Below are 22,125 nucleotides of genomic sequence, written 5' to 3' on the forward strand. Positions count from 1 at the left end.
CGGTTTCGGCGCCCGTTTTCGGCGTATTCCCTCGACACCCCGCGGTCTGTTAACATCTTAACTCGGCCCTTCATGGTGGTGTCCGGTGTCGAACACTGTATGCGAGACGAACACACACGGCGAGCGTATCTGCGACGAACCGGCGCCGCGGTCGGCGCGGCCGGAATCACCGGGCTGGCCGGCTGTTCCGGCGGAGACGGCAGCGACCTCTCCGGCGAGACGGTCCGGATCGGGGCGCTCCAGCCGACCTCCGGCGACCTCAAGTACTACGGGCAGATCAGCCTCCGCGGGTTCTACTCCGGGTTGGCGTACAAGCACGACCTCGACCCCATCGAGGAGGCGACGCCGGGCACGTACACGGTCGAGCCCGATGGCGGCCCGACCTACGAGATCATCGTCGAGGACACCGGCTTCAGTCCGGATACGGCCCAGAGCGTCGCGACCGACCTCGTCTTGGAAGAGGAGGTCGACATCCTGTTCGGCGGGACCTCCTCCGACAGCGCGCGCCGGCTCATCAACACCGTCGTCGACGAGACGGACATCCCCTACCTGATCGGGCCGGCAGCCGACGCCGGCATCACGGTGAGCGACGAGTTCTGTCACCCGATGGCGTTCCGCGCGAGCGAGCACACCGCGATGGACGCGCGGGCGGGCGGCACGTACGTCGCCGAGAACTTCGACATCGACACGGTCGCGGTGTTCGCGTCCGACAACGCGTTCGGGCAGAGCGTCGCGGAAAACTACACTCAGGTATTGGAGAACAACGGGGTGGAGGTCTTGGAACCCCGCTTCGTCGAGGTCGGGTACTCCGAGTTCGACGGGCTCTTCGAACAGGCGATGTCGGACGGCGCGACGGGCGTCGTCGGCGGCTTCACCGCGTCCACGCTGCCGCAGTTCCTCACCTCCGCGATCTCCTACGACGTCCAGGTGTTCGGCGGGTTCGCCGCCCTGCTGACGACGCAACTCATCGGCGGGACCATCGAGTCGGCGCTGGGCGAGGGCTTCACCGAGCAGGATATCAAGGACGCCGGGCTCGGACCGTTCACCAGCCGGTACCACTGGAACCAGTACGAGAACTCGATCAACGAGGAGTTCCGGCAGCTACACATCGACGCGTACGGCATCGTGCCGGACCTGTTCAGCGCCGGGACGTTCACCGCCGCCTCGGCGCTCTCGCAGGCCGTCTCGGAGACCGGCTCCACGGACGGCGCCGACATCGCCGAGGCGCTGCGCGGCATGACCGTCGCTGAAACGCCGAAGGGCGCGGACGGGTACACCTTCCAGGAGCACAACAACCAGGCCGCCTCGCAGATGACGGTCGCGTGGCCGGTCCCGACCAGCGACGAGTACGCCGACACCTGGGGCGCGCCGATCATGCCCGGCCAGCCCCTCGAACGGCTCGACGCCGAGGACGTGATGGTCCCCGAAGAGGACGCGAGCTGCTCGCTGTAATGCTGCTGGAGACCGAGGGGCTCACGAAGCGCTTCGGCGGCATCACCGCCGTCGACGGCGTCGACTTCGCGTTGGAGACCGGCGAGCTCTGCTCGATCATCGGCCCAAACGGCGCGGGGAAGACGACGTTCTTCAACCTGCTCACGGGCGTGTTGGAGCCCTCCGACGGGAGCATCCGGTTCGCCCCATCGGGCGGCAGAGACGCGGGGGCGGCCTCCGCCGGTGCCGACGGGACCGGCTCCGCGATCGACATCACGACGGCCTCGCCGGACGAGACGGCGCTCGCGGGGATCCACCGGTCGTACCAGATCACGAACCTCTTCCCGACGCTGTCGGTGCTGGAGAACGTCCGCGTCGCCGCGCAGGCGAGCCGCGGGAACGACTCGTGGAAGCTGTGGCGCAACGTGACCGACTTCGAGGACCACTACGCGGAGGCGACCGCGATCCTCGAACGGATCGGGCTGGCCGAGGAGGCCGAGACCGTCACGCAGAACCTGAGTCACGGCGAGAAGCGTAGCCTCGAGATCGGGGTCGCGCTCGCCGGCGACCCGGATCTGCTCCTGCTCGACGAGCCGACCGCCGGCGTGTCGAGCGAGGGCGTCGACGAGGTCGTCGCGCTGATCGAGGACGTGGCCGAGGATCACTCGGTGATGCTCATCGAACACAACATGGAGGTGGTGATGGACATCTCCGACCGTATCGCCGTCCTCCACCGCGGTGAGCTGATCGCCGACGGGCCGCCCGAGGACGTTCGCGGCGACGAGGACGTTCAGGAGGCGTACCTCGGCGGGTACGGCCGCGAGGGATCCGCCGACGGACGAGAGCGCTCCGCCGACGAGGGAGGGCGCTCGGACGGCGACGCGGCCGCCGACGGCGGCCGACGCGTGCGCGCCGGGGGTGAGTCGCGGTGACGACGCTCGAACTCGACGGCGTCCACACCTACTACGGCGAGAGCCACATCCTTCAGGGGTTGTCGCTGTCAGTCGAGGCGGGCGAGATCGTCGCCCTCGTCGGCCGGAACGGCGTCGGGAAGACGACCACGCTCCGCACCGCGCTCGGGCTCACGCCGCCCCGCGAGGGGACGGTCCGGTTCGACGGGACGGACGTGACGGGGATGGAGCCCCACGAGATCGCCGCCCGCGGCATGGGGTGGGTGCCGGAGGAACGACGCGTATTCTCGCATCTCACGGTCGAGGAGAACCTCCGCGTCGCCGCCCACTCGGCCGCCGATCCCGGCGCTCGGATCGCGGGGGCGTACGAGCTGTTCCCGGCGCTCGACCGCTTCGCCGACAAGGAGGCGGGCGACCTGAGCGGCGGGCAACAGCAGATGCTCGCGATCGCCCGAGGGATGCTCGGCGACAACGACCTGCTGCTCGTCGACGAGCCGAGCGAGGGGCTCGCGCCACAGATCGTCGAGGACGTGGTGGAGGCGCTGCGCGCGGCCTCCGCGGACACGACGATGGTCCTCGTCGAGCAGAACTTCCGGCTGGCGATGGATCTGGCCGACCGCTTCTACCTCATCGACCACGGCGTCGTGGTCGAGGAGGGAGAGACCGCCGGCGTCACGAGCGAGGACGAACGGATCCGGAGGTACCTGACCGCATGAGCCTCGGACCGCTCGCGGGGGCCGCCGCGCAGGTCGCCCCGCTCGTCGACCCGGGCACGCTGCTCGCGACCGGCGGCGCGGTCGACGGCCTCCAGACGGCCACTCGCGTGCTCGCCGAGGGGATCGGCAAGGGCGCGGTGTACTTCACCATCGCGGTCGGCCTGACGCTTGTCTTCGGGCTGATGGGCGTGCTCAACTTCGCGCACGGCGCGATCGCGATGGTCGGCGCGTACCTCGGCGGCTTGGTGCTCGTCCTGCTCGTCGGGGCGAACACCGGGACGGTCGCGACGATCCTCGTCTTCTTCGTCGCGCTGGCGCTCGTGTTCGCGGTCACCACCGCGGCCGGCAGCGCGATGGAGGTGACGCTCATCCGGCCGATCTACGACCGGACGCCTACCTACCAGATCCTGTTGACCTTCGGCGTCTCGCTCATCATCGAGGAGGTCGCCCGGATCGTCTTGACGCTCCGGGGGATCCAGCCGAACCCGCAGTGGCAGGCACCGATGGGCACCGCGCCCGACGTGCTGCTCGGGCGGACCGAGCTGCTCGGCGTCGGCGTCAGGCGGCTGTACCTCTTCGAGGTCGCTATCGGCGCGGTCGTCGCCGTCGCCGTCTGGGCGTTCCTGACGAAGACGCTGTACGGCCTCTACATCCGGGCCGGCAGCGAGGACACCGAGATGGTCCAGGCGCTCGGCGTCGACGTGCGGCAGGCGTTCACCGTCGTCTTCGGCGTCGGGACCGGCCTCGCCGCCGTCGGCGGCGTCCTGCTGATGTGGGACCCGATCTGGGGCCCCAGCGTCCTCCTGAGCATCGACGTGCTGCTGTACGCGTTCGTCGTCGTGATCATCGGCGGGCTCGGGAGCTTCACCGGGACGCTCGTCGCGGCGGGCATCGTCGGGATCGCCGACTCGGTGACGACGTGGTTGTTCACCACCGGGATTGTCACTTTCCCCAGCCTCTCCGAGGTGACCATCTTCCTCCTGCTCGTGGTGATGCTGATACTCCGCCCGCAGGGGCTCTACGGCGTCGAGGAGGTGGGAGGCCATTAGCGACCCCGACTCCGGTGTGGACGCGGACGCCCCGGCGGACTCCGACGGGTCGGTCGGCGACGCGGGCGCACCGGTCGACGGTTCCGGCGCTCACGTCGACGAATCGGACGCTCCCGTCGACGAGACGGATCCGGTTCCGCCGTCGAAGGCAACCGGCGGCCTCCGCGAGTACCTGCGAGACCACGCGGTTCACGCGGCCGTGATCGTCGGGTTCCTGCTGTATCCGCTCGGCTACGAGGCGCTGCTCGCGACGCCGGCGGCGCCGCTCGCGGAGACGTTCCTCCCCGCGATCACGTTCATGGTCGTGGTGCTGTACATGGGGCTGTTCGCGATGAGCTTCGACTTCGTCAGCGGCTACACCGGCTACCTCTCGTTCGGGCACGCCGCCTTCTTCGGGACCGGCGGCTACTTCGTCGTCCTCGCCGCGAACGGGCAGGTGCCGGGGATCCCGGGCGGGACGCCGTTCATGATCACACTCCTGCTCGGCGCGGTGGTGGCCGGCCTGCTCGCGCTCGTCATCGGGTCGGTGTCGTTCCGGCTCACGGGCGTCTACTTCGCGATGATCACGCTCGGGTTCGCGCAGGTGATCTACGAGCTGATCCGCTCGTGGGGGTACGTCTCGACGAACCCGACCGAGGGCGCGACGGTGAGCGGCGACGCGCTCGCCATCGGCGTCCCCTTCGTCGACGCGCTGAGCCTCGACGTGGGGCGGCTCACGGGCGAGAGCGTCGAGAACCTGCTCGGCCTCGGGATCGACCTGTCGGCGACCGTGGTCTCGTACTACGCGCTCGGGATCGTAGTGGTCGTCTGCTACTTCGCGATGCAGCGGATCATCCACTCGCCGTTCGGGCGCGTGATGATCGCGATCCGCGAGAACGAGGAGCGCGCCCGGGCCGTCGGCTACGCGACCTACCGGTTCAAGCTGGCCGCGTTCGCCATCAGCGGCTTCTTCGGCGCGGTCGCCGGCGGGATCTTCGCCGCCTACTCGCGCTCCGTCGCGCCCGACGGGACGTTCTACTTCCTCGTCACCGCCGACGCGCTGATCACGACGATCGTCGGCGGGTTCGGCACCCTCGCGGGACCGGTGTACGGGACCCTGTTCACGCAGGGGTTAGAGGACGTGCTCTCGACCGAGAGCGGCGGGATCGCGACGCTGCTGCGCGAGGAGCTCCCGGCGAGCGTCCTCGAAGCGGATCTGTTCGGGATCAGCGTGGAGCTGTTCGTCAACACCGCGGTCGACGGGCGCGCCCCGCTGTACCTCGGGATCATCTTCGTGCTGTTCGTGCTGTTCGTCCCGAACGGCATCCTCGGGACGCTACGCGACCGGCTCGGCGGCACCGTCGGGAAGCGGCTCCCGGACCACCTGCGGCGCTACCTCCGGTAGCGTCGCGGGCCCGCGGCTCCGCGGCCTCCGTCGCACGTCCCGCGACGGACCGCGACGTAGACACACGACACATGACCGATATCACGCGATACGACGGAGCGAACCGAACGCGGCGCGGCGAACCGGACCGAACGCGGCGCGGAGGAGACGGATGACCGTCTCGATCACCGGACTGGGGACGTACGTCCCGGACGAGACGATCACCGGCGAGGCCATCGCGGCCGAGAGCGGCATCCCGGAGGAGGTCGTCGTCGAGAAGATGGGCGTCCGTGAGAAGCACGTCTGTCCGCCGGACGACGACCACGCGACCGACATGTCGGTGACGGCCGCCGAGCGCGCGCTCGCGGACGCCGACGTCGATCCGACCGACCTCGACGTGGTCGTCTACCACGGATCCGAGTACAAGGACCACGTCGTCTGGTCGGCCGCGGCGGCGATCACCGACCGACTCGGGGCGACGAACGCGTACGCGACCGAGAGCTACACGCTGTGTGCGGGCGCGCCGATCGCGCTCCGACAGGTGACCGCCCAGCTGGAGACCGAGCCGATCGACACCGCGCTGCTCGTCGCCGCGAGCCGCGAGGAGGACCTCGTCGACTACGGCAACGAGGACAGCTCCTTCATGTTCAACTTCGGCAGCGGCGCGAGCGCGTTCGTCGTCGAGGCGACCGACGGCGGATCGGTCAACAACGAGGCCGATCGCTTCGACGGTCGAGCGCGGGCGACCGTCCGCGCCAGCGCGGCCCAGACCGACGGCTCGTTCGCCGGCGACGTGGTGATGCCGGCGGGCGGGTCGAAGCGCCCGCCGAGCGAGGAGACCGTGCGCGAGGGGCTTCACACCCTCGACGTGCCCGACCCGGACGGGATGAAAGAGCGGCTCGGGCCCGTCTCGCTGCCCGCGTACCTCTCGGTCGCCGACACGGCCCTCGAACGGTCCGGGTTCGACCGCGACGACCTCGACTTCGTCGCGCTCACCCATATGAAGCGGTCGTTCCACGAGCGGGTCCTCGACGAGCTCGGCCTCGATCCGGGGAGCGACGGCTACTACCTCGACGAGTTCGGCCACGTCCAGAGCGTCGACCAGGCGCTCGCGCTGGAGCGTGGCGTCGAGACCGAGCGCCTCGAACCGGGCGACCTCGGCTGCCTGCTCGCGGCCGGGACGGGGTACACGTGGTCCGCGACAGTGATCCGGTGGCGAGGCTGACCGCTTGTAAACAGCGGAGCGTCTCACGGTTCTCCAGAACTCGCAAGACAGGGGGCTCGACTGATCTCTGTGCGGTTCCGTCCGAGACGGGCGATTCGATTACTTACACTGTTACGTCGCGGCTGCCCCTTTGAGTTCCCGCCCCGCACAGCACCTCACGCCTCCCCAGCCTCGTCGCTCACGCCCTCCGGGCGTTCGCGACTCCCTCGCGCACTCCTCGCGGTCGCCTCCGGCGCCCGCTCGGAGGCACGCGCCACCGCTTCGACGCGTCGTCATTTACAAAATGGCTCGGCCGAGCGTCCGCCTCCGTCGGTCAGTCGCTGTCTCCGTGCGGGACGGACAGCACCGTCGCCTCGCCGGAGAGGACGCGCTCGTCGCGCTCGGGGACGGTCGCGGTCGTCTCGACCGCGACCCGGTCGCCGCCGATGTCGTCGATGACGCTGACGCTCGCTTCGACCGTCTCCCCCGGGTACACCGGCTTCTCGAACGACAGTTCCTGCGAGAGGTAGACGATGTCGCCGGAGAGCCGCGCGAGCGCCGCGGAGACGACCGCGGCCGAGATGATTCCGTGCGCGACGCGGCCGCCGAACATCGTGTCGGCGGCGTACTCGTCGTCGAGGTGGATTGGGTTCTCGTCGCCCGAGAGGGCCGCGAACGCCTCGATCGTCTCCTCGGTGATCGTTACTTCGTGCGTCGCCGTCTCGCCGACCGTCGCGACTGGCATACCGATCGGACGCGCGCCCGCCGCCTCAATCCCGCGGTTCAGCCTCGAACCCGTGCGGCGTCGGGGACTACCTCCGGCGTGGATCAGTCGTCCGCCGGCGCGTCGACCACGTCCGCGTCGGTGGGGTTCGCGCCGCCGTACGCCTCGACCAGCTCGTCCAGTCGCTCCGGATCGTCGGCGTGGGCCAGCGGCTCCGTCGCCGTCTCGCAGGCGGCGTCGACGCCGAGGCGGTCGCAGACCTCGTCGACGGTCGTCTCGGCCATCTGGCGGTAGGTGGTCAGCTTGCCGCCCACGACGCTGTACAGCCCGGCCGCGCCGTCGCGGTCGTGGTCGAGCAGCGTGAACCCGCGCGAGATCCCGCGGCGGTCCGACCCCGCCTCGTCGGGCGAGTAGAGGGGGCGGACGCCCCACCACGTCCGGACCGTCGTCGCGTCGGCGACCGCGGGGAGCATCGCGGCGCACTCCTCGACGGAGCGCTCGATCTCCCAGTCTTCCGTCTCGTAGTCGTCGGGGTCAGAGACCGGCACGCTCGTCGTCCCCAGCACGACCTCGCCGTCGTGGGGCACGACGATGTCACCGTCGTCGGGGTCGCGACACCGGTTCAGCACGGGCGGCGCTCCGTCGTACTCCACCGAGACCATCACGCCCCGGCTCGGGGCCATTCCGACCTCGACGCCGGCCATCTCGGCGATCGAGTCGGCCCACGCACCGGTGGCGTTGACGACGATGTCCGGGGTCAGGGTCGCATCGACCGCGCCGCCGACGCGGACGGACTCGACCGCGCCGTCGCGGACCGTCACGTCCTCGACCGGCGCGTGCGGGTGGACGGTCGCGCCGCGGCGCTCGGCGTCGGCGGCGTTGGCGGCAACCAACCGGGACGGGTAGATGACGCCGTCGGGCACGCGGAACGCCTCTTGGACCTCGTCGGCGAGGCCCGGCACCGCCTCGCTGGCGGCGTCGCCGTCGAGCCGTTCGGTCTCGATGCCGATCGCCTCGCAGGCCGCGATCTTCTCCTCGAAGTAGTCGGGGTCGTCGCCGTCGAGTCGGACGAACAGGCCGCCCGTTTCGCGGACGCACGCCCCGGCGATATCGCGGAGCGTCCGGTTCTCGACGATACACTCCTCGGCCCCCTCGGCGTCGGCTTCCGCGTAGCGGGCCCCGCTGTGGAGGAGGCCGTGCGACCGACCGGAGGTGCCGCTACCCAGGCCGCCGCGGTCGACGAGCGTCGCGTCGACGCCGCGCATGGCGAGGTCCCGAGCGATGCCCGTTCCCGTCGCGCCGCCGCCGATCACCAAGACCGTCGAGTCGTCGCTCACGCGACGGTCACCCGGGTTGGCGCGGGAGCGTGCTCCGCCGCGAGACGCCGTCGATTCCGGTCACTGTCGATCATGCCATATATACGCATTCCGCGCACTTGAGACTGCCGTCGAACGAGGGGGAAAACCGGTTTCGAAAGGGTGTTACCGGCCGAATTCCGGATCCGGCCGCGACGGCGGCTCAGCGCGGTCCGCCGGCGTCGGCGGGGCAGGTGTCGACGCCGAGCACGGAGTAGAGGCCGCAGGTCCCGGTCGCGGCGGTCGCGAGCATCGCGAGGGCGACGACGCCGAGCACCGGGGCCGCGACCGCGGGGAGGGGCCCGGAGCCCGCGAGGGTGGCTAACGAGGCGGCACCGGCGACGGCACCGACCGCAGTCCTGACGCGCTTGTCCATCGCACCGACGTTTTGGTTCATGCGTCACAATACGGCTCACGGCCGTATGAACCTTTCCACCGCCGACTCGCCTCTCGCGTTCACCCGAACTCGTCGAGGCCGGTCTGCGAGGTCGCGTCGGCGTCGTCCCCGTTCGGCTCGGCCGGCTCGCCGTGGTCGGCCGCGATCGACCGCGCGGCCCCGACACCCCCCGACAGTGACGCGCGTCGCGCGATCTCTTCGTCGCCGAGGCGGGCCGCGGCCGCGCCGTGGACCGCGCCGTAGCGCTCGCGGAACTCCTCCCGGGCCGCCTCGTAGTCGACGACGGGGTACGGGTACGCCTCGCCGATCTCGATCCCGACCTCGCGCTGGACCGCGAGCGGCGTCTTCTCGGGGGCGTCGAGGTGCGCGGCGGGGAGCGGGTCGAGCTCGGGGACCCACCGCCCGACGAACTCGCCGTCGGGGTCCTGATCGCGGACCTGCTTGCGGGGATCGTACAAGCGCAGTCCCGGGCGGCCGACCAGCCCGCACTGCGACTGCCACTGGGTGTAGTTGATCGCGGGGTCGCCGTCGATCAGGTGCTCGTAGAAGTGGTCGGCGCCGATCCGCCACGGCTGTTGGAGGATGTGAAAGTAGAACGACGCGCACAGCGCCCGCATCCGGAAGTTCAGCCACCCCGTCTCGCGCAGGCAGCGCATGCTCGCGTCGACCATGGGGAACCCCGTCTCGCCGCGCTTCCACACCGCGACGAGGTCCGGATCGTGGCGGTGGCCGTTGAACCCCTCGTACACCGGGTTCACTGCGCGGTCGAGCCACCCCGGCCAGTCGAGCAGCTTCTGCGTGTAGTGGCGGTTCCAGAACAGCCGCGAGACGTACATCGACTTCCCGCGCCCGTCCGGCGCGCGCTCGTCGACGTGGCGGTGGACCTCGCGGACCGACAGGCAGCCGAACCGGAGGTACGCCGAGAGGCCGCTCGTCCCCTCGCGGGCGTCGACCGGCGAGGATATCGACCCCGGATACTCGGCGATCCGCTCCGCGAACGCGCGGAGTCGATCTTTCGCCGGACCGCGTCCGCCCGTCGGGACGCGCGTCTTCGTCGGGGCGACTCCGTAGGCGTCGCTCACCCGGTCCGGGTCGACGCCCGTCTCGACGCGCTCAACCGCGACCGACCGGGGGTCCCAGTCGAACGGGTCGGCGGCGAACCAGGACTCGACGCGGTCGCTCCAGTCCTCGCGGGGTCGGTCCGCGTCGCGGACGAGCCCGTCGCCCGCGACAAAGCGGACGCCGAGCCGCTCGCGGGCGCGCTCGTCGCGCCGGCGGCCGTACCGCCCGCTCGCCGTCGCGCTCGCGACGACCTCCCAGCCGGCGTCGACGAACCGGGCGAGCACGTCCAGCGGGTCGCCGTGGCCGTACGTCAGCCCCGCCCCGCCCACGTCGCGGTACTGGCGGTCGAGGTCCCGCAGGCAGTCGTGAAGGAACTCGATCCGGGCGTCGCAGGCTGCGCCGCGCTCGTCGTAGAAGCCGGGGTCGAAGACGAACAGCGGGAGGATCCGGTCGGCGTCCGCCGCGGCTGCCGCGAGCGCGGGGTTGTCCGCGATCCGCAGATCGTCTCGGTGCCAGACGACGGTGCCCGGCTCGTCGGGAGCGTCGTCGGACCGAGAGATCGACCGAACCGCATCCGGGCTGGGAGCCCTCGGAAGCGGCGCGTCCTCGCCGGGAGCCATGGGTTAGCTCTGTTACGAGTTCCCGTCGCATGGGCCTGTCGGCCGGGCTCGGACGCGGCGCGGGCTCGGGGACGGGAAACGTTGAATAGGGTTCCGCCACCGTTACTTCACGGATGTCTGACACAGACGAGACCGACGTACTGCGCGAACTCGCCTCGCTGCCGACGATCGCGAGCCCGCGCGTGTCCCCGGACGGCGAGACGGTCGCCCTCTACTACGACGTCACCGGCCGCAACGAGCTTCACCTTCTCAACCCCGCCGACGGCTCGTTGGAGCGGCTCAGCGACGGCGACGTGCCGCGCTCCGTCCGCGCCGGCTTCGAGTGGGACCCGAGCGGCGACCGGCTCTTCTACCACCGCGACGAGGGCGGCGACGAGCAGCACGACGTGTGGGCGATGTTGCTTGACGGCGAGAGCGAGCCCGTCGTCGAGATGGACGGCCAGATCCGGCTCCACGACGTGGGCGAGGACGGCGAGACGCTCCTGCTCGGCTCCAGCCGCGACGGGCAGATGAACCTCTACCGCCACGACGTGTCGACCGCCGAGACGACGAAGCTCACCGACTACGAGCGCGCGGTCGCAGCCGGCGAACTCTCCCCCGACGGCGACCGGATCGCGTACACCACGAACGAGACCGACGCCTACGAGAACAGCGACGTGTACGTCGCCGACGGCGACGGGTCGAACGCCGTGAACCTGGAGATCGGCGATGTCGGCGCCGAGGCCGCGCCGGCGGACTGGGGTCCTGACGGTGACCGCCTGCTCGTCGTCGACAACACCACCGACCTCGGGCGGGCCGGGATCGTCGACCTCGCCGACGGCGTCGAGGACGCGACGGTGACGTGGTTCGGCGAGGGCGAGTTCGAGGAGTCGCCGAGCCACTTCCTCGAGGGCGGCGACCGGTTCGTCGTGAGCCGGACGCGCGGGGCGGTGACGGTGCCCGTCGTCTACGATGCCGACACGGGCGAGAGCGAAGAACTCGACTTCCCCGCGGGCGTCGCGAGCGTCACTGAGGGCCGGCTGGCCGACGACCGCCTCCTCGCGTACCGGACCACGTCGAGCCGGCGGCCGGAGCTGGTGGCGTACGATCTCGCCACCGACGACGCCGAGACGGTGTTCGACGCGGAGTACGGCCCGTTCGACCCCGACGACTTCGTCGAGCCCGAGACGGTCTCGTTCGTCTCCGACGGGGTCCCCGAGACGCCGGCGCGGGCGGTCGACCACGACCCCTACGAGGAGTTCGAGATCGAGGGGCTGCTGTTCGACTCCGGTCGCCGACCCTCGCCACTGGTCGTCAATCCGCACGGGGGGCCGCGACACCACGACATGCGGCGGTTCAGCTACCGCGTCCAGTTCCTGCTCTCGCGCGGCTACTCCGTGCTTCAGGTGAACTACCGCGGCTCCACGGGTCGCGGCCGCGAGTTCGTCGAGGAGCTGTACGACGACTGGGGCGGCGCCGAGCAGGGCGACGTGGCGACGGGCGCCGAGCACGTCCTCGACGAGTACGATTGGCTCGACGAGGACCGCGTCGCCGTCTACGGCGGCTCCTACGGCGGCTACTCCGCCAACTGGCAGATGGTCCAGTACCCGGACCTGTACGCCGCCGGGATCGCGTGGGTCGGCGTGAGCGACCTGTTCGACATGTACGAGAACACCATGCCCCACTTCCGGACGGAGCTCATGGTGAAGAACCTCGGCGAGCCGGACGAGAACGAGGCGACCTACCGGGAGCGCAGCCCGGTGAACTACGTCGAGAACGTCGGCGCGCCCCTCCTAATCGTCCACGGTGTCAACGACCCGCGGGTGCCCGTCTCGCAGGCGCGGATCCTCCGCGACGCGCTCGACGAGGCCGGCTTCGAGGAGGGCGACGACTACGAGTACGAGGAGCTCGGCGAGGAGGGCCACGGCTCGGGCGACATCGACCAGAAGATCCGCTCGCTGGAACTGCTCGACGACTTCCTCGACCGTCGGATCGGCGCGGAGCGCACCGCCGTCGCCTCGCTGGACGACTAGCGAGGCGCGGTTCGGCGATTAGCGACGCGGCGTTCGACTGACGCCGGCGGTCGGCTGGTGTCGGCGGGTGGGACCGATTACGCCGTGGTTTAACACGCGGTCGGTCGAACGGGGGGTATGGCACTCGCGGACCCCGATCTCTCGGACTCGACGGCGTTCATCACCGGAACGACGCGCGGCATCGGCAAACAGATCGCGCTCGCGCTCGCTGACCGCGGCTGTAACGTCGTCTCGACCGGCAAGACGACGGACGACGACGACTCCGAGCTGGCGGGGTCGATCGAGCAGACGGCCCGGGAGGTGCGCGAGCGCGGGCCGGAGGCGCTCGCGCTCGAACTCGACCTCCGCGACGAGGACCGCGTCGAGGCGGTCGTCGAGGAGGCGATCGACCGCTTCGGCGAGGTCGACATCGTCATCAACAACGCGAGCGCGATCCAGCTGGCGAACGTCGCGGACCTCCCGGCCGACCGGTTCGACCTCCTGACCGACGTGAACGTCCGCGGGACCCACCTCGTCGCGCACGCGTTCGCCGACCACCTCGCGGGGCTCGACGAGGCGTGGCTGCTGTCGAACTCGCCGCCGATCGTGACCGACCGCTCACCGGGGAAGGCGCCGTACGCGTGGTCGAAGCTCGGCATGTCGTTCATCACGCTCTCGCTCGCCGAGGAGCTGGCGAGCGACGACGTGGGCTGTAACACCTTCTGGCCGGTGACGACGATCGACACCCGCGCGACGCGCTACTTCGGGCTCGGGACGGAGGACGACTGGCGCACCCCCGAGGTCGTCTCCGACGCCGTCCTCGAGATCCTCGCGCGCGACCCCGCTGAGTGTACGGGCAACAGCTTCTACGACGAGGACCTGCTCCGCGAGGCGGGCGTGACAGACTTCTCCGCGTACAACGTCACCGAGGGCGACCCCGCCCCCATGTCCGCGCGGCTGTTCGCGCCCGAGTTCGAGCGCGAGGACTGAGCGGGTCGACTCACTCCGCGACCGCCGCCCGCAGCGCCGCGGTTGCCGCTTCCGGGTCCTCGGCGGCCGTGATAGCCGACAGCGCCGCCACGCCGGTCGCCCCCGCCTCGACCACCGGCGCGGCGTTCCCCGCGTCGACGCCGCCGATCCCGATCACCGGGAGGTCGACCGCGTCGGCGACCGCGGCGATCCGCTCCGTCCCGATCCCGTCGCGGTCGCCGGAGACGTCCTTCGAGTCGGTGCCGTAGACGGCGCCGACGCCAAGGTAGTCGGCCCCAGCGGCCTCGGCCTCGCGCGCCTGCTCCACCGTCGAGGCCGACACGCCGACGACGGCGCCTTCTCCCAGCCGCTTGCGGGCGACCGACACCGGGAGGTCCGTCTGCCCGAGGTGAACCCCGTCCGCGTCTATCGCGGCGGCGAGGTCGATCCGGTCGTTCACGAGCAGGGGGACGCCGGCCGCCGCGGTCAGCTCCCGGAGCCGGAGCCCCGTCTCGTACCGCTCGCGGTCGGTGGCCGCCTTGTCTCTGAGCTGGACGACATCGACGCCGCCGGCGAGCGCGGCCGCGACGACCTCGGGGGTCGACCGCCCCGCGGACCGGCTCACCGCGGTGACGAGGTATATTCGCCACTTAGTGATATTCATGCGTAATTATCGGCCGCGAGTCGGTGAAAACGGTTGCGCTCCGACCGCGTCCCCACCCGCGACGGACAGACACAAGCCCGCCCGGCCCCTACGATAGTTCCATGTTCCCCCGGCTCCGGCGGATCGTCGCTCGCGTCGCGGAGGCGGTGGCGGGCGCGCTCGACCGGGCCGGCGTCATCGACCGGTCGCGGCTCGACGAGACGATGGGGCTCGCGTGGCCCCGGATCGTGACTGGGTTCGCGATCATGTCGAAGAACACCGTCGACCTCGCGGTGATCGGCTACGCGGTCGGCGTCTCCGCGGTCGCCGGGCTCGGGTACGCGTTCGCGTTCTGGCAGCTCGCGAAGTTCGTCTCCATCGGGCTCGCCGGCGGCACCGTCTCGCTCGTCTCGCAGAACTACGGCGGCGACGAGCGCGGGCGGGCGGGGCTCGTCGTCAAGCAGTCGCTGATCGTGGCCGCGCTGCTCGTCGCGCCGATCGTCGCGGGGTACGTCCTCGGCGCGGAGCGACTGGTCGCGCTCGTGGGCGGCGACGGCGCGGCGCTGTCCGCCGGGACGACCTACCTCGTCGTCACGGCGCCCGCGCTCGCCTTCGAGTTCTTCAACATGATCGCGAGCCGGACGTACGCCGGCGTCGGCGACACGGTCACTCCGATGGTCGCGCGAGCCGGCGGCGCGCTGTTGAACGTCCTCCTCACGACGTGGCTCGTCCTCGGGGCCGGCATGGGCGTGTTCGGCGCCGGGCTCGGTACCGCGGTCTCCATCGCCGCCGTCGGGCTCGTCCTCGCGTGGGGGATGTCCGGGCGGTCGTACTTCGGCCGCGGCGCCTCGCCGGTCCCGGTCGGGCGCTCCGGGCCGTGGTTCGACCGCGGACTGACCCGGCAGCTGCTCCGCGTCTCCGCGCCGCTCATCGCGCGGCGCGTCGCCGAGGGGATCGTGGTCTTCCCGCTCCTGTGGATCGCGTCGTCGTTCGGCTCCGCGACGGTCGCCGCCCTGGAGGTCGGCCGCCGGGTCAGAGCGCTGCTCGGCAGCTTCAGCTGGGGGTTCTCGATCGCCGCGAGCACGCTCGTCGGCCAGCGGCTCGGCGCGGGCGAGGAGTCGCTCGCGACCGCGTACGGCCGCGACGTGATCGCGCTGTCGGCGGTCGTCTACGTCCTCGCGTCGGCCGCGGTGATCGCCGCCGCCGGCCCGATCGCCGGCGTGTTCGTCGACGATCCGGCCGCGGTGAGCGCGACCGCGGCGTTCGTCGTCGCCGCCGCGGTGAGCGCGGTGCCACTCGGCGTCGACGGCTCGATCACGGGGTCGCTCCGCGGCGCGGGCGACACGCGCTGGCCCTTCCTCGCGTCGATGGTGGGACTGTACGTCTTCGCGCTTCCCGTCGCGCTGGTCGGGCTCGTCACGCCGCTCGGCGTCGGCGGCCTCTACGCGGCGCTGGTCGCGGAGAAGCTCGTCCCCGCCGGACTGAACGGCTACCGGTTCCGGTCGAACCGGTGGCAGGCCGTCAGCCGGCAGTACCGCCCCGACGCGGGCGAGGTGGAGGAAGAGGTCGGATAGGGCCGCGGGCGGATCGGGAGCCTACTCGTCGGCGACGTCCTCGATCACTTCGACGCTGCCGGTGAGCTGCCGGTGGACGTACGGCATGTCAATCCCGGCGTCGTCGAACGCCTCCTTCACCGCGGTGACGTACTCGGAGCGCACGCGGACGAAGTCGCCGCGGTCGGGGTCCGCGATCCACCAGCGCGACTGGAGCCCGACGGCGGAGTCGCCGAGCTCGACGAGCCGGACCGAGACGCCCGGGTCGTCGAGGATCTCCTCGTGGGCCTCGGCCTTCTCGATGATGATGTCGGTCGCCGTCTCGATGTCGTCGTCGTAGCCGATCCCGAAGACGAACTTCTGGCGGAGCGTGTCGTAGGCGACGGGGTTCGTCACCGCGCTGTTCGCGAGATCACCGTTCGGGACGGTGACCAGTTCGTTGTCGAAGGTCCGGACCCGCGAGACGCGGAGATCGATCTCCTCGACGCGGCCGGACATGTCGCCCCACTGTATCCAGTCGCCGACCTCGAACGGCTTGTCCTTCAGGATGAACACGCCGGCGACGAAGTTGCCGAGGAGGTCCTGCGCCGCGAAGCCGACCGCGAGCGCGATGGCGCCGCCGAACACCGCGAACGCCGAGAGGAAGCCGCCGTAGCCGGCGACGGCGAATCCGATGGCGATCGCCGCCACCCAGACCACGGCGTTGAGCACGTTCGTCCCGAGGCTCACAACCGCCTCGTCGAAGCCGCGCGACCTGACGATCCGTCGGAGCCCCGGAATGACGACGTACTTGCCGAGCAGCAGCACGGCCAGGAACCCGGCGACGAACCCGACCACCGAGGTCGCTATCGCCGCGACGTCGACCGCGGTTGTGACCGCGTCGAGCTGTAAGAGAAGCATCACCCGCCCTTTCACGAGGATATATAAAGAAGCTACTGGCGGCGCGGTTGTTTACGTCCGGTGGACGGACGGCCGCGTGGGAAACCGGTCGCTCGCACGGGGCAGCGGTCGCCGGCGGGAGACCGCGTCAGTCGCTCCGTACCGCGAGCGGTCCGTCGCCACGGGCGACCGCGCGCAGCCGTCGACCGTGGACGTCGTCCGCCGCGATCCGCTCGCGGACCGCGGGCGGGATCCACGCCTCGCGACCGTCCGGTTCGGGCGCCGGCTCGACGCCCGCGGGGCGAACGTCGTCCGGGAGGTAGCGGGCGTACGTCGGGAGCCGCTCGCGGAGCGGGACGCCGCCGGCGTCGGCGACCGCCTCGAGCCCGCGGAGGTCGGGCCACTCGTACGCCGGGTTGATGTAGTCGTCCGTCACCGGCGAGACGCCGCCGAGGTCGTCGATCCCGCAGTCGACGAGGTCCGCCGCCGGCGAGAGGTTCGGCGGTACCTGAACGGACACCTCCGGCGGGAGCGCCGCGCGCGCCATCGCGACGACGCGGCGCATCGTCGCGAGGTCGGGCTTCGGGAAGTCCGAACGCTCGTTGGGGACGACGTTCTGTACTATCACCTCCTGGACGTGGCCGTGTCGCTCGTGGAGCTTACGGATCGCGAGCAGGCTCTCGGCACGGTCGCGCCAGTCCTCGCCGATCCCGACCAAGATGCCGGTCGTGAACGGAACCCTCTGTCGACCCGCAGCGCGGATCGTGTTGAGCCGCTGGCCGGGCGTCTTCCGTCGCCCGCCGCTGTGCGCGTCCACGTCGGCGGTCGTCTCCAGCATGACGCCCATGGACGCGTTCACCTCGCGGAGGGCGGCGAACTGCGACTCCGTCAGGTCGCCGGGGTTCGAGTGCGGGAGCAGCCCCTCCTCCAAGGCGATCTCGCAGGCCCGGTGGAGGTACTCGTGGATCGAGTCGAACCCCCACTCGGCGAGCGTCTCGTGGACCTCGGTGTACCGGTCGTCCGGCTCGTCGCCGAAGGTAAACAGCGCCTCCGTACAGCCCGCGTCGGCGCCGACGCGGCACTGCTCGCGCACCTCCTCGGGCGACAGCAGCGACGCCTCCCCGGGCGCGTCGTAGTAGGTACAGTACGTACAGGTGTACCGACACGCGGTGGTGAGGGGAATGAAGACGTTGCGCGCGAAGGTGAGCCGGTCGGCCGCGTCGACGTCGCCCGGGCTGACGGAGAGCAGTCGCTCGACCGCCCGCTCGTCGACCGCGACGTCGACTCCGTACTCGTCGGCCCCGGCGAACACGGGCGTCACTCGCGGTCGATGTTTAAAAAGGATCGCGGTTGCGGATCCCCCGGCGACACCGCGAGTGGTTACGTTGGCGCCCCCTTCGGTCGCACGACCAATTTCGACGGCGCTCACTCTCGGACGACGCTCACGCGACCCTCGGACGCGTCGAGCGCGAAGCCGGCCTCGCGGAGCCACGTCGCCGCGCGCCCCTCGCCGTGGATCAGGACCTCCGCGAGATCGGCCGGCTCGTCGACGTCGGTGCCGAGCCGGTGCGAATCGACCGTCTCGAACGCCGCGCCGACCGCGGCCGCGATCTCGCGGTGGTCGAGGTACGACGCGCCGTGGTAGTCCACGCGGAACTCGGGGTGGGAGGCGACGAACGCGTTCGTGCCGCCGCCGCGACCCGGGGCGACGGCCACGTCGGCGTCGCGGCCGGCCGCGAAGAGCCGGTCGAGCGTCGCCGGCGTGGCGAGCGCGAGGTCCGCCATCACGACGGCGGTCGGCTCGGGCGGGCTGTCGGACTCGTCGTCGGCTCCCAGTCGCGTGTCGAGCGCCCCGTTGACCGCGTCCGTCAGCGGGCGGTCGTCGACGGTGACCGGCCGGTCGAGGTCGACCGCGTCGGTCGCCAGCACGCGCGGCTCACCGCCGGCGCCGGCGACGGCGTCGAGCACGTCGTCGAGCATCGCCCGCGCAAATGCCACGCGCTCCTCGGGGGCAAGAACGCTAGAGAGCCGCGACTTCGGGCGGTCGGTCGAAAAGGGAACGATGACCTCCATCGCGGGGAGCGGCGCGCCTCAGAACAGGGATTCCAGCTCGTCGCTGTCGTCGCTGACGAGCTCGTCGAGGTTGTCGTCGCTCTCCTCGCGGATCTCGTCTAAGTTGTCCTGCGCCTCGATGGCGACCTGCTGGAGCTCCTTGATCCGCGGGACGTTCGTGACCCCCGCGAGCAGGATGACGGTCGCGACGAAGCCGGCGCCGCGGTACGGGTAGTCCCCGCCGCGGACCTCCATCGAACCGGTCTGCTCTTCGAGCCACTTCCGCCCGCGCTCGATGCCCTTCCGGTTGAGGTACTCGGGCGGACCCGCGAGCACGAGCAGCGCGCGCTCCGCGCCCTCGATCTCGCAGGGGAGCGTGAGCCGGCCGAGCGCCGCCTTGCGGACGAGGCTGGTGATCCGGTTCGTGGTGTGCGCGCTGTCGAGCTCGTCGTCGTCGCCGTCGTCGCGCAGCCGCGAGAGCAGGCCGCCCGAGGAGCGCTCCTCGACCTCCTCCTCCGCGTAGCCGACCGTGGAGACGCCGCCGCCCGAGAGCGTGTTAATGATCTCGGAGGAGTCGACGACGCTCTCGGCGACCTCTTGGCCCTGCTGGATCTCGCCGGCGCCGAAGAGGATGCCGAACCGACGGACGATCTCCTCGTTGATCTCCTCGTAGCCGCCCTGAACGGACTCGCCCGTCTTCCGCCAGGCGTCGTTGTCGAACACCATGAGGTTGTCCACCTCGCGGACGAACGTCTGGAACGACCGGGCCGCGTTGAGGGTGTAGATACCACCCTCGTCGCTGCCCGGCAGGATGCCGAGCCCGTAGACGGGCTCGGTGTAGATCCGCTTGAGGTGCTTCGCGAGCACCGGTGCGCCGCCGGAGCCCGTCCCGCCGCCGAGACCGGCGACGACGAGGAACGCGTCGACCTCGTGGACCGGGATCGAGTCGATCGCGCCCTGAACCTCGTCGATGTCCTCCTCCGCGATCTCCGCGCCGAGCTCGTTGTCCGCGCCGACGCCGTGGCCCTTCACGCGCGACTGGCCGATGAGGACGCGCTGGTCCTCGGAGATGTGTTCGAGCCCCATGAGGTCCGCCTTCGCCGTGTTGACGGCGGCGGCCGCTCGAACGATCTCGGAGCCCGTCCGCTTGTCGTACTCCAAGAACTTGTCAACTACTTTACCCCCCGCCTGGCCGAATCCGATCATTGCGAGTTTCATCGTGTGCTCCCTCCGCGTTTGAACTGAACAGAGCGTGATCTCGTATATAAGCCTTCGGTTGGCGTTACCAGCGTTGAGATTATGACAGTTGACATGTTCGCGCTCCGCGTCATCTGACCCCGAGGTGCTCCCCGAGCGTGGTCAGGTCCGCGGCGTCGACGCCGAACGCGCCGACGTCGCTGTCGGCGGTCGTGTTGTCGAACTTCAGCGACCGATACTGGTCCGGCCCCATCGGGAACCCGGGGACCGCGCCCAACACGGAGAGCCCGACCTTCGCGAGCGGCATGGGGAGCGGGACGATCGTGACGCCCTTCTTTTCGGCGTCGTAGACGAGGTCCGTGACCTGCCGGAGCGTGAGCACCTCCGGGCCGCCGATCTCGTAGGTCTCGCCGACGTGCTCGTCGTCGGTCACCGCGGCGGCGATCATCGGGACGAGGTCCTCCACGTGGATCGGCTGGAACCGGGTCTTCCCGCCGCCCGGGAGGGGGTACAGCGGGACGCCCGGCGCGAACATCCCCTTCAGGCGCTTGGTGAACGAGACGAACTCGCCGCCCTCGCCGAAGACGACGGAGGGGCGGAAGATTGTCCAGTCGAGGTCGCTGTCGCGGACGATTTCCTCCGCCTCGCCCTTGGCGCGGATGTAGGCCGTATCGCCGTTCGGGTCCGCGCCGAGCGCGCTCAGCTGGACGAACCCGTCGACGCCGCCGTCCTCGGCGGCGCGGACGAGGTTCTCCGTGCCGCCGCGGTGGATCCGGTCGTGCATACGGTTGCCGCCCTCGGGTTCGAACAGGGGCGAGAGCGCGACCAAGTTCACGACCGCGTCGTGGCCGTCGACGGTCGACGCGATCGAGTCGTAGTCGGTCACGTCTCCGCTGGCGCCCGTCACCCCGTCCGCCGTCCCGTCGGGCGAGCGAGAGAGCGCGGTCACCGCGTGACCGTCGTCCGCGAGCGCGCGACAGAGGTGCGAGCCGATAAAGCCGGTCCCCCCGGCTACCAACACTTTCATGCGATCCGTATCGCGTGGAAGGCCCGTAAACCTACCGCGGCGTCAGACGCGCCCCCGAAATCCGGCGCAGAGGCGACCGAAACGGACCCGAGCGCCCGGATCACTCCTCGTCGGGAACCGGGACCGTCAACACCGGAACGGGCGCGCTCCGCAGGGTCCGTTCGGCGACGCTCCCCAGCAGGTATTGCCCCACGCCGGTCCGGCCGTGGGTCCCCATCGCCACGAGGTCGACCCCGGGGTCGTCGACGTACGCCCGGATCCCGCGGGCGGCGGAGGTGGCGACCTCGATCGCGCCGACCGCGTCCAGTCCGGCGGCCTCGACGCGCTCGACGCCCTCGGCGACCGCGTCGTCGGCGTACTCGGAGAGGGTGTCGACGTGGTCTCCGATGCCCACGTCGCCGGTGTCGACGACCGAGAGGACGTGGACGGTCGCGCCCGCTCGCTCCGCGACCGGCAGGGCTCGGTCGAGCGCGGCGGTCGCTGCGGGGCTCCCGTCGGTCGGCACCAGGATGTCCTCGTACGGGTACGGGACCGTTTCGTCGCCCGGACGGAGGGCCAACACCGGTACCGGCGACTGGCGGACGGCGCGCTCGGTGGTGCTCCCGACAAGGTGTTCGACCCCCTGCCGCCCCCGCGTCGACATCGCGACGAGGTCGGCGTCGACCTCCTCGGCGTACGCGGTGACCGTCTCCGGGACCCCACCCTGCCGGACCGCCGTCTCCGCGTCGACGCCGCGGTCGGCGGCGCGGGCGGCCGCCTCCTCGACAATCGATTCCCCCTCACGCTCTAACACGTCGACCACGTCGCCGCCGATCCGCGTCACGCTGTCGCGGGTGGTGTCCGCGACGTGGAGCACTTGGACCGTCGCGCCGTGGTCGGCGGCGATCGCGAGGATGTGGTCGAAGGCCGCCGCGGCCGCGTCGCTGCCGTCGGTGGGCACGCAGATCCGTTCGAACATACGGCCATCGTCGCGGCCGCGCGT

The 22,125-nt window shown here is 70.8% G+C and carries 20 protein-coding genes; 9 read left to right on the forward strand and 11 right to left on the reverse strand.

All coding sequences use genetic code 11. The features are described from left to right. Positions 1–99 precede the first annotated feature (99 nt). The 6 genes from EO776_RS09500 (at position 100) to EO776_RS09525 (ending at position 6,695) form a co-directional block, all read left to right on the forward strand. A complete protein-coding gene (locus tag EO776_RS09500; RefSeq protein WP_129452403.1) occupies positions 100–1,452 on the forward strand; it encodes an ABC transporter substrate-binding protein in 1,353 nt (450 codons plus the stop codon). Then, positions 1,452–2,363, forward strand: a complete 912-nt coding sequence (locus EO776_RS09505; RefSeq protein ID WP_049932950.1) for an ABC transporter ATP-binding protein — start codon at positions 1,452–1,454, stop codon at positions 2,361–2,363. Before EO776_RS09500 ends, EO776_RS09505 begins: the two co-directional genes overlap by 1 nt. Continuing rightward, a complete protein-coding gene (locus EO776_RS09510) occupies positions 2,360–3,058 on the forward strand; it encodes an ABC transporter ATP-binding protein (RefSeq protein WP_049932949.1) in 699 nt (232 codons plus the stop codon). The genes EO776_RS09505 and EO776_RS09510 overlap by 4 nt, the downstream gene beginning before the upstream one ends. Next, positions 3,055–4,107: a branched-chain amino acid ABC transporter permease gene (locus EO776_RS09515; RefSeq protein WP_100050306.1), complete on the forward strand. Its 1,053-nt coding sequence runs from the start codon at positions 3,055–3,057 to the stop codon at positions 4,105–4,107. Before EO776_RS09510 ends, EO776_RS09515 begins: the two co-directional genes overlap by 4 nt. A gap of 199 nt (positions 4,108–4,306) precedes the next feature. Continuing rightward, entirely contained in the window at positions 4,307–5,491 is a 1,185-nt protein-coding gene (locus EO776_RS09520; protein WP_080508617.1) for a branched-chain amino acid ABC transporter permease, read from the forward strand. Positions 5,492–5,642: 151 nt separating this feature from the next. Further along, positions 5,643–6,695, forward strand: a complete 1,053-nt coding sequence (locus EO776_RS09525) for a 3-oxoacyl-ACP synthase (protein ID WP_094494694.1) — start codon at positions 5,643–5,645, stop codon at positions 6,693–6,695. Positions 6,696–7,008: 313 nt separating this feature from the next. Here EO776_RS09525 and EO776_RS09530 read toward each other — a convergent pair whose 3' ends face one another. From EO776_RS09530 to EO776_RS09545, 4 genes are all read right to left on the reverse strand, one after another. Then, positions 7,009–7,419, reverse strand: coding sequence for a MaoC family dehydratase (locus tag EO776_RS09530; RefSeq protein ID WP_089308749.1), 411 nt, complete (start codon positions 7,417–7,419; stop codon positions 7,009–7,011). Between the two features lie 83 nt (positions 7,420–7,502). Continuing rightward, positions 7,503–8,735 (reverse strand): FAD-dependent oxidoreductase, encoded by a 1,233-nt coding sequence (locus EO776_RS09535; RefSeq protein WP_100050307.1) that lies wholly within the window; start codon positions 8,733–8,735, stop codon positions 7,503–7,505. Between the two features lie 181 nt (positions 8,736–8,916). After that, the gene (locus EO776_RS09540; RefSeq protein WP_049932943.1) at positions 8,917–9,150 is read right to left on the reverse strand and encodes a YgaP-like transmembrane domain; all 234 of its coding nucleotides are present in this window, start codon (positions 9,148–9,150) and stop codon (positions 8,917–8,919) included. Positions 9,151–9,209: 59 nt separating this feature from the next. Then, positions 9,210–10,832 (reverse strand): cryptochrome/deoxyribodipyrimidine photo-lyase family protein, encoded by a 1,623-nt coding sequence (locus tag EO776_RS09545; RefSeq protein WP_100050308.1) that lies wholly within the window; start codon positions 10,830–10,832, stop codon positions 9,210–9,212. Positions 10,833–10,945: 113 nt separating this feature from the next. Between EO776_RS09545 and EO776_RS09550 the strand changes: the two genes are divergently transcribed. Both EO776_RS09550 and EO776_RS09555 read left to right on the forward strand, forming a co-directional pair. Beyond that, a complete protein-coding gene (locus EO776_RS09550) occupies positions 10,946–12,844 on the forward strand; it encodes a S9 family peptidase (protein WP_129452404.1) in 1,899 nt (632 codons plus the stop codon). 117 nt (positions 12,845–12,961) lie between these two features. After that, positions 12,962–13,813: an SDR family oxidoreductase gene (locus EO776_RS09555; RefSeq protein WP_049932940.1), complete on the forward strand. Its 852-nt coding sequence runs from the start codon at positions 12,962–12,964 to the stop codon at positions 13,811–13,813. A gap of 10 nt (positions 13,814–13,823) precedes the next feature. On the opposite strand, the gene thiE is transcribed toward EO776_RS09555, so the two are convergent. Beyond that, positions 13,824–14,456 carry a thiamine phosphate synthase gene (thiE, locus tag EO776_RS09560; RefSeq protein WP_129452405.1) on the reverse strand — a complete coding sequence of 211 codons (633 nt, stop codon included), beginning with the start codon at positions 14,454–14,456 and terminating at the stop codon, positions 13,824–13,826. Positions 14,457–14,557: 101 nt separating this feature from the next. Here thiE and EO776_RS09565 point away from each other — a divergent pair, with 101 nt between their 5' ends. Further along, complete coding sequence (locus EO776_RS09565) at positions 14,558–16,009, forward strand: MATE family efflux transporter (protein ID WP_049932938.1); 1,452 nt, start codon at positions 14,558–14,560, stop codon at positions 16,007–16,009. Positions 16,010–16,030: 21 nt separating this feature from the next. Here the strand turns inward: EO776_RS09565 and EO776_RS09570 are convergent, their stop codons facing one another. From EO776_RS09570 to EO776_RS09595, 6 genes are all read right to left on the reverse strand, one after another. Next, positions 16,031–16,888 (reverse strand): mechanosensitive ion channel family protein, encoded by an 858-nt coding sequence (locus tag EO776_RS09570; protein WP_049932937.1) that lies wholly within the window; start codon positions 16,886–16,888, stop codon positions 16,031–16,033. A 127-nt stretch (positions 16,889–17,015) separates the two neighbouring features. After that, on the reverse strand, positions 17,016–18,179 hold the full coding sequence (gene cofG / locus EO776_RS09575; protein WP_049932936.1) for a 7,8-didemethyl-8-hydroxy-5-deazariboflavin synthase subunit CofG: 1,164 nt from the start codon (positions 18,177–18,179) through the stop codon (positions 17,016–17,018). Positions 18,180–18,292: 113 nt separating this feature from the next. Further along, positions 18,293–18,940 (reverse strand): 2-phospho-L-lactate guanylyltransferase, encoded by a 648-nt coding sequence (gene cofC / locus EO776_RS09580; protein WP_094521409.1) that lies wholly within the window; start codon positions 18,938–18,940, stop codon positions 18,293–18,295. 18 nt (positions 18,941–18,958) lie between these two features. Next, positions 18,959–20,137 (reverse strand): tubulin/FtsZ family protein, encoded by a 1,179-nt coding sequence (locus tag EO776_RS09585; RefSeq protein ID WP_176450647.1) that lies wholly within the window; start codon positions 20,135–20,137, stop codon positions 18,959–18,961. 109 nt (positions 20,138–20,246) lie between these two features. Beyond that, positions 20,247–21,143: a complex I NDUFA9 subunit family protein gene (locus tag EO776_RS09590; RefSeq protein WP_049932933.1), complete on the reverse strand. Its 897-nt coding sequence runs from the start codon at positions 21,141–21,143 to the stop codon at positions 20,247–20,249. Positions 21,144–21,243: 100 nt separating this feature from the next. Beyond that, the gene (locus EO776_RS09595; RefSeq protein ID WP_094521408.1) at positions 21,244–22,101 is read right to left on the reverse strand and encodes a universal stress protein; all 858 of its coding nucleotides are present in this window, start codon (positions 22,099–22,101) and stop codon (positions 21,244–21,246) included. Positions 22,102–22,125 lie beyond the last annotated feature (24 nt).

Source organism: Halorubrum ezzemoulense (assembly GCF_004126515.1).
Taxonomy (GTDB): domain Archaea; phylum Halobacteriota; class Halobacteria; order Halobacteriales; family Haloferacaceae; genus Halorubrum; species Halorubrum ezzemoulense.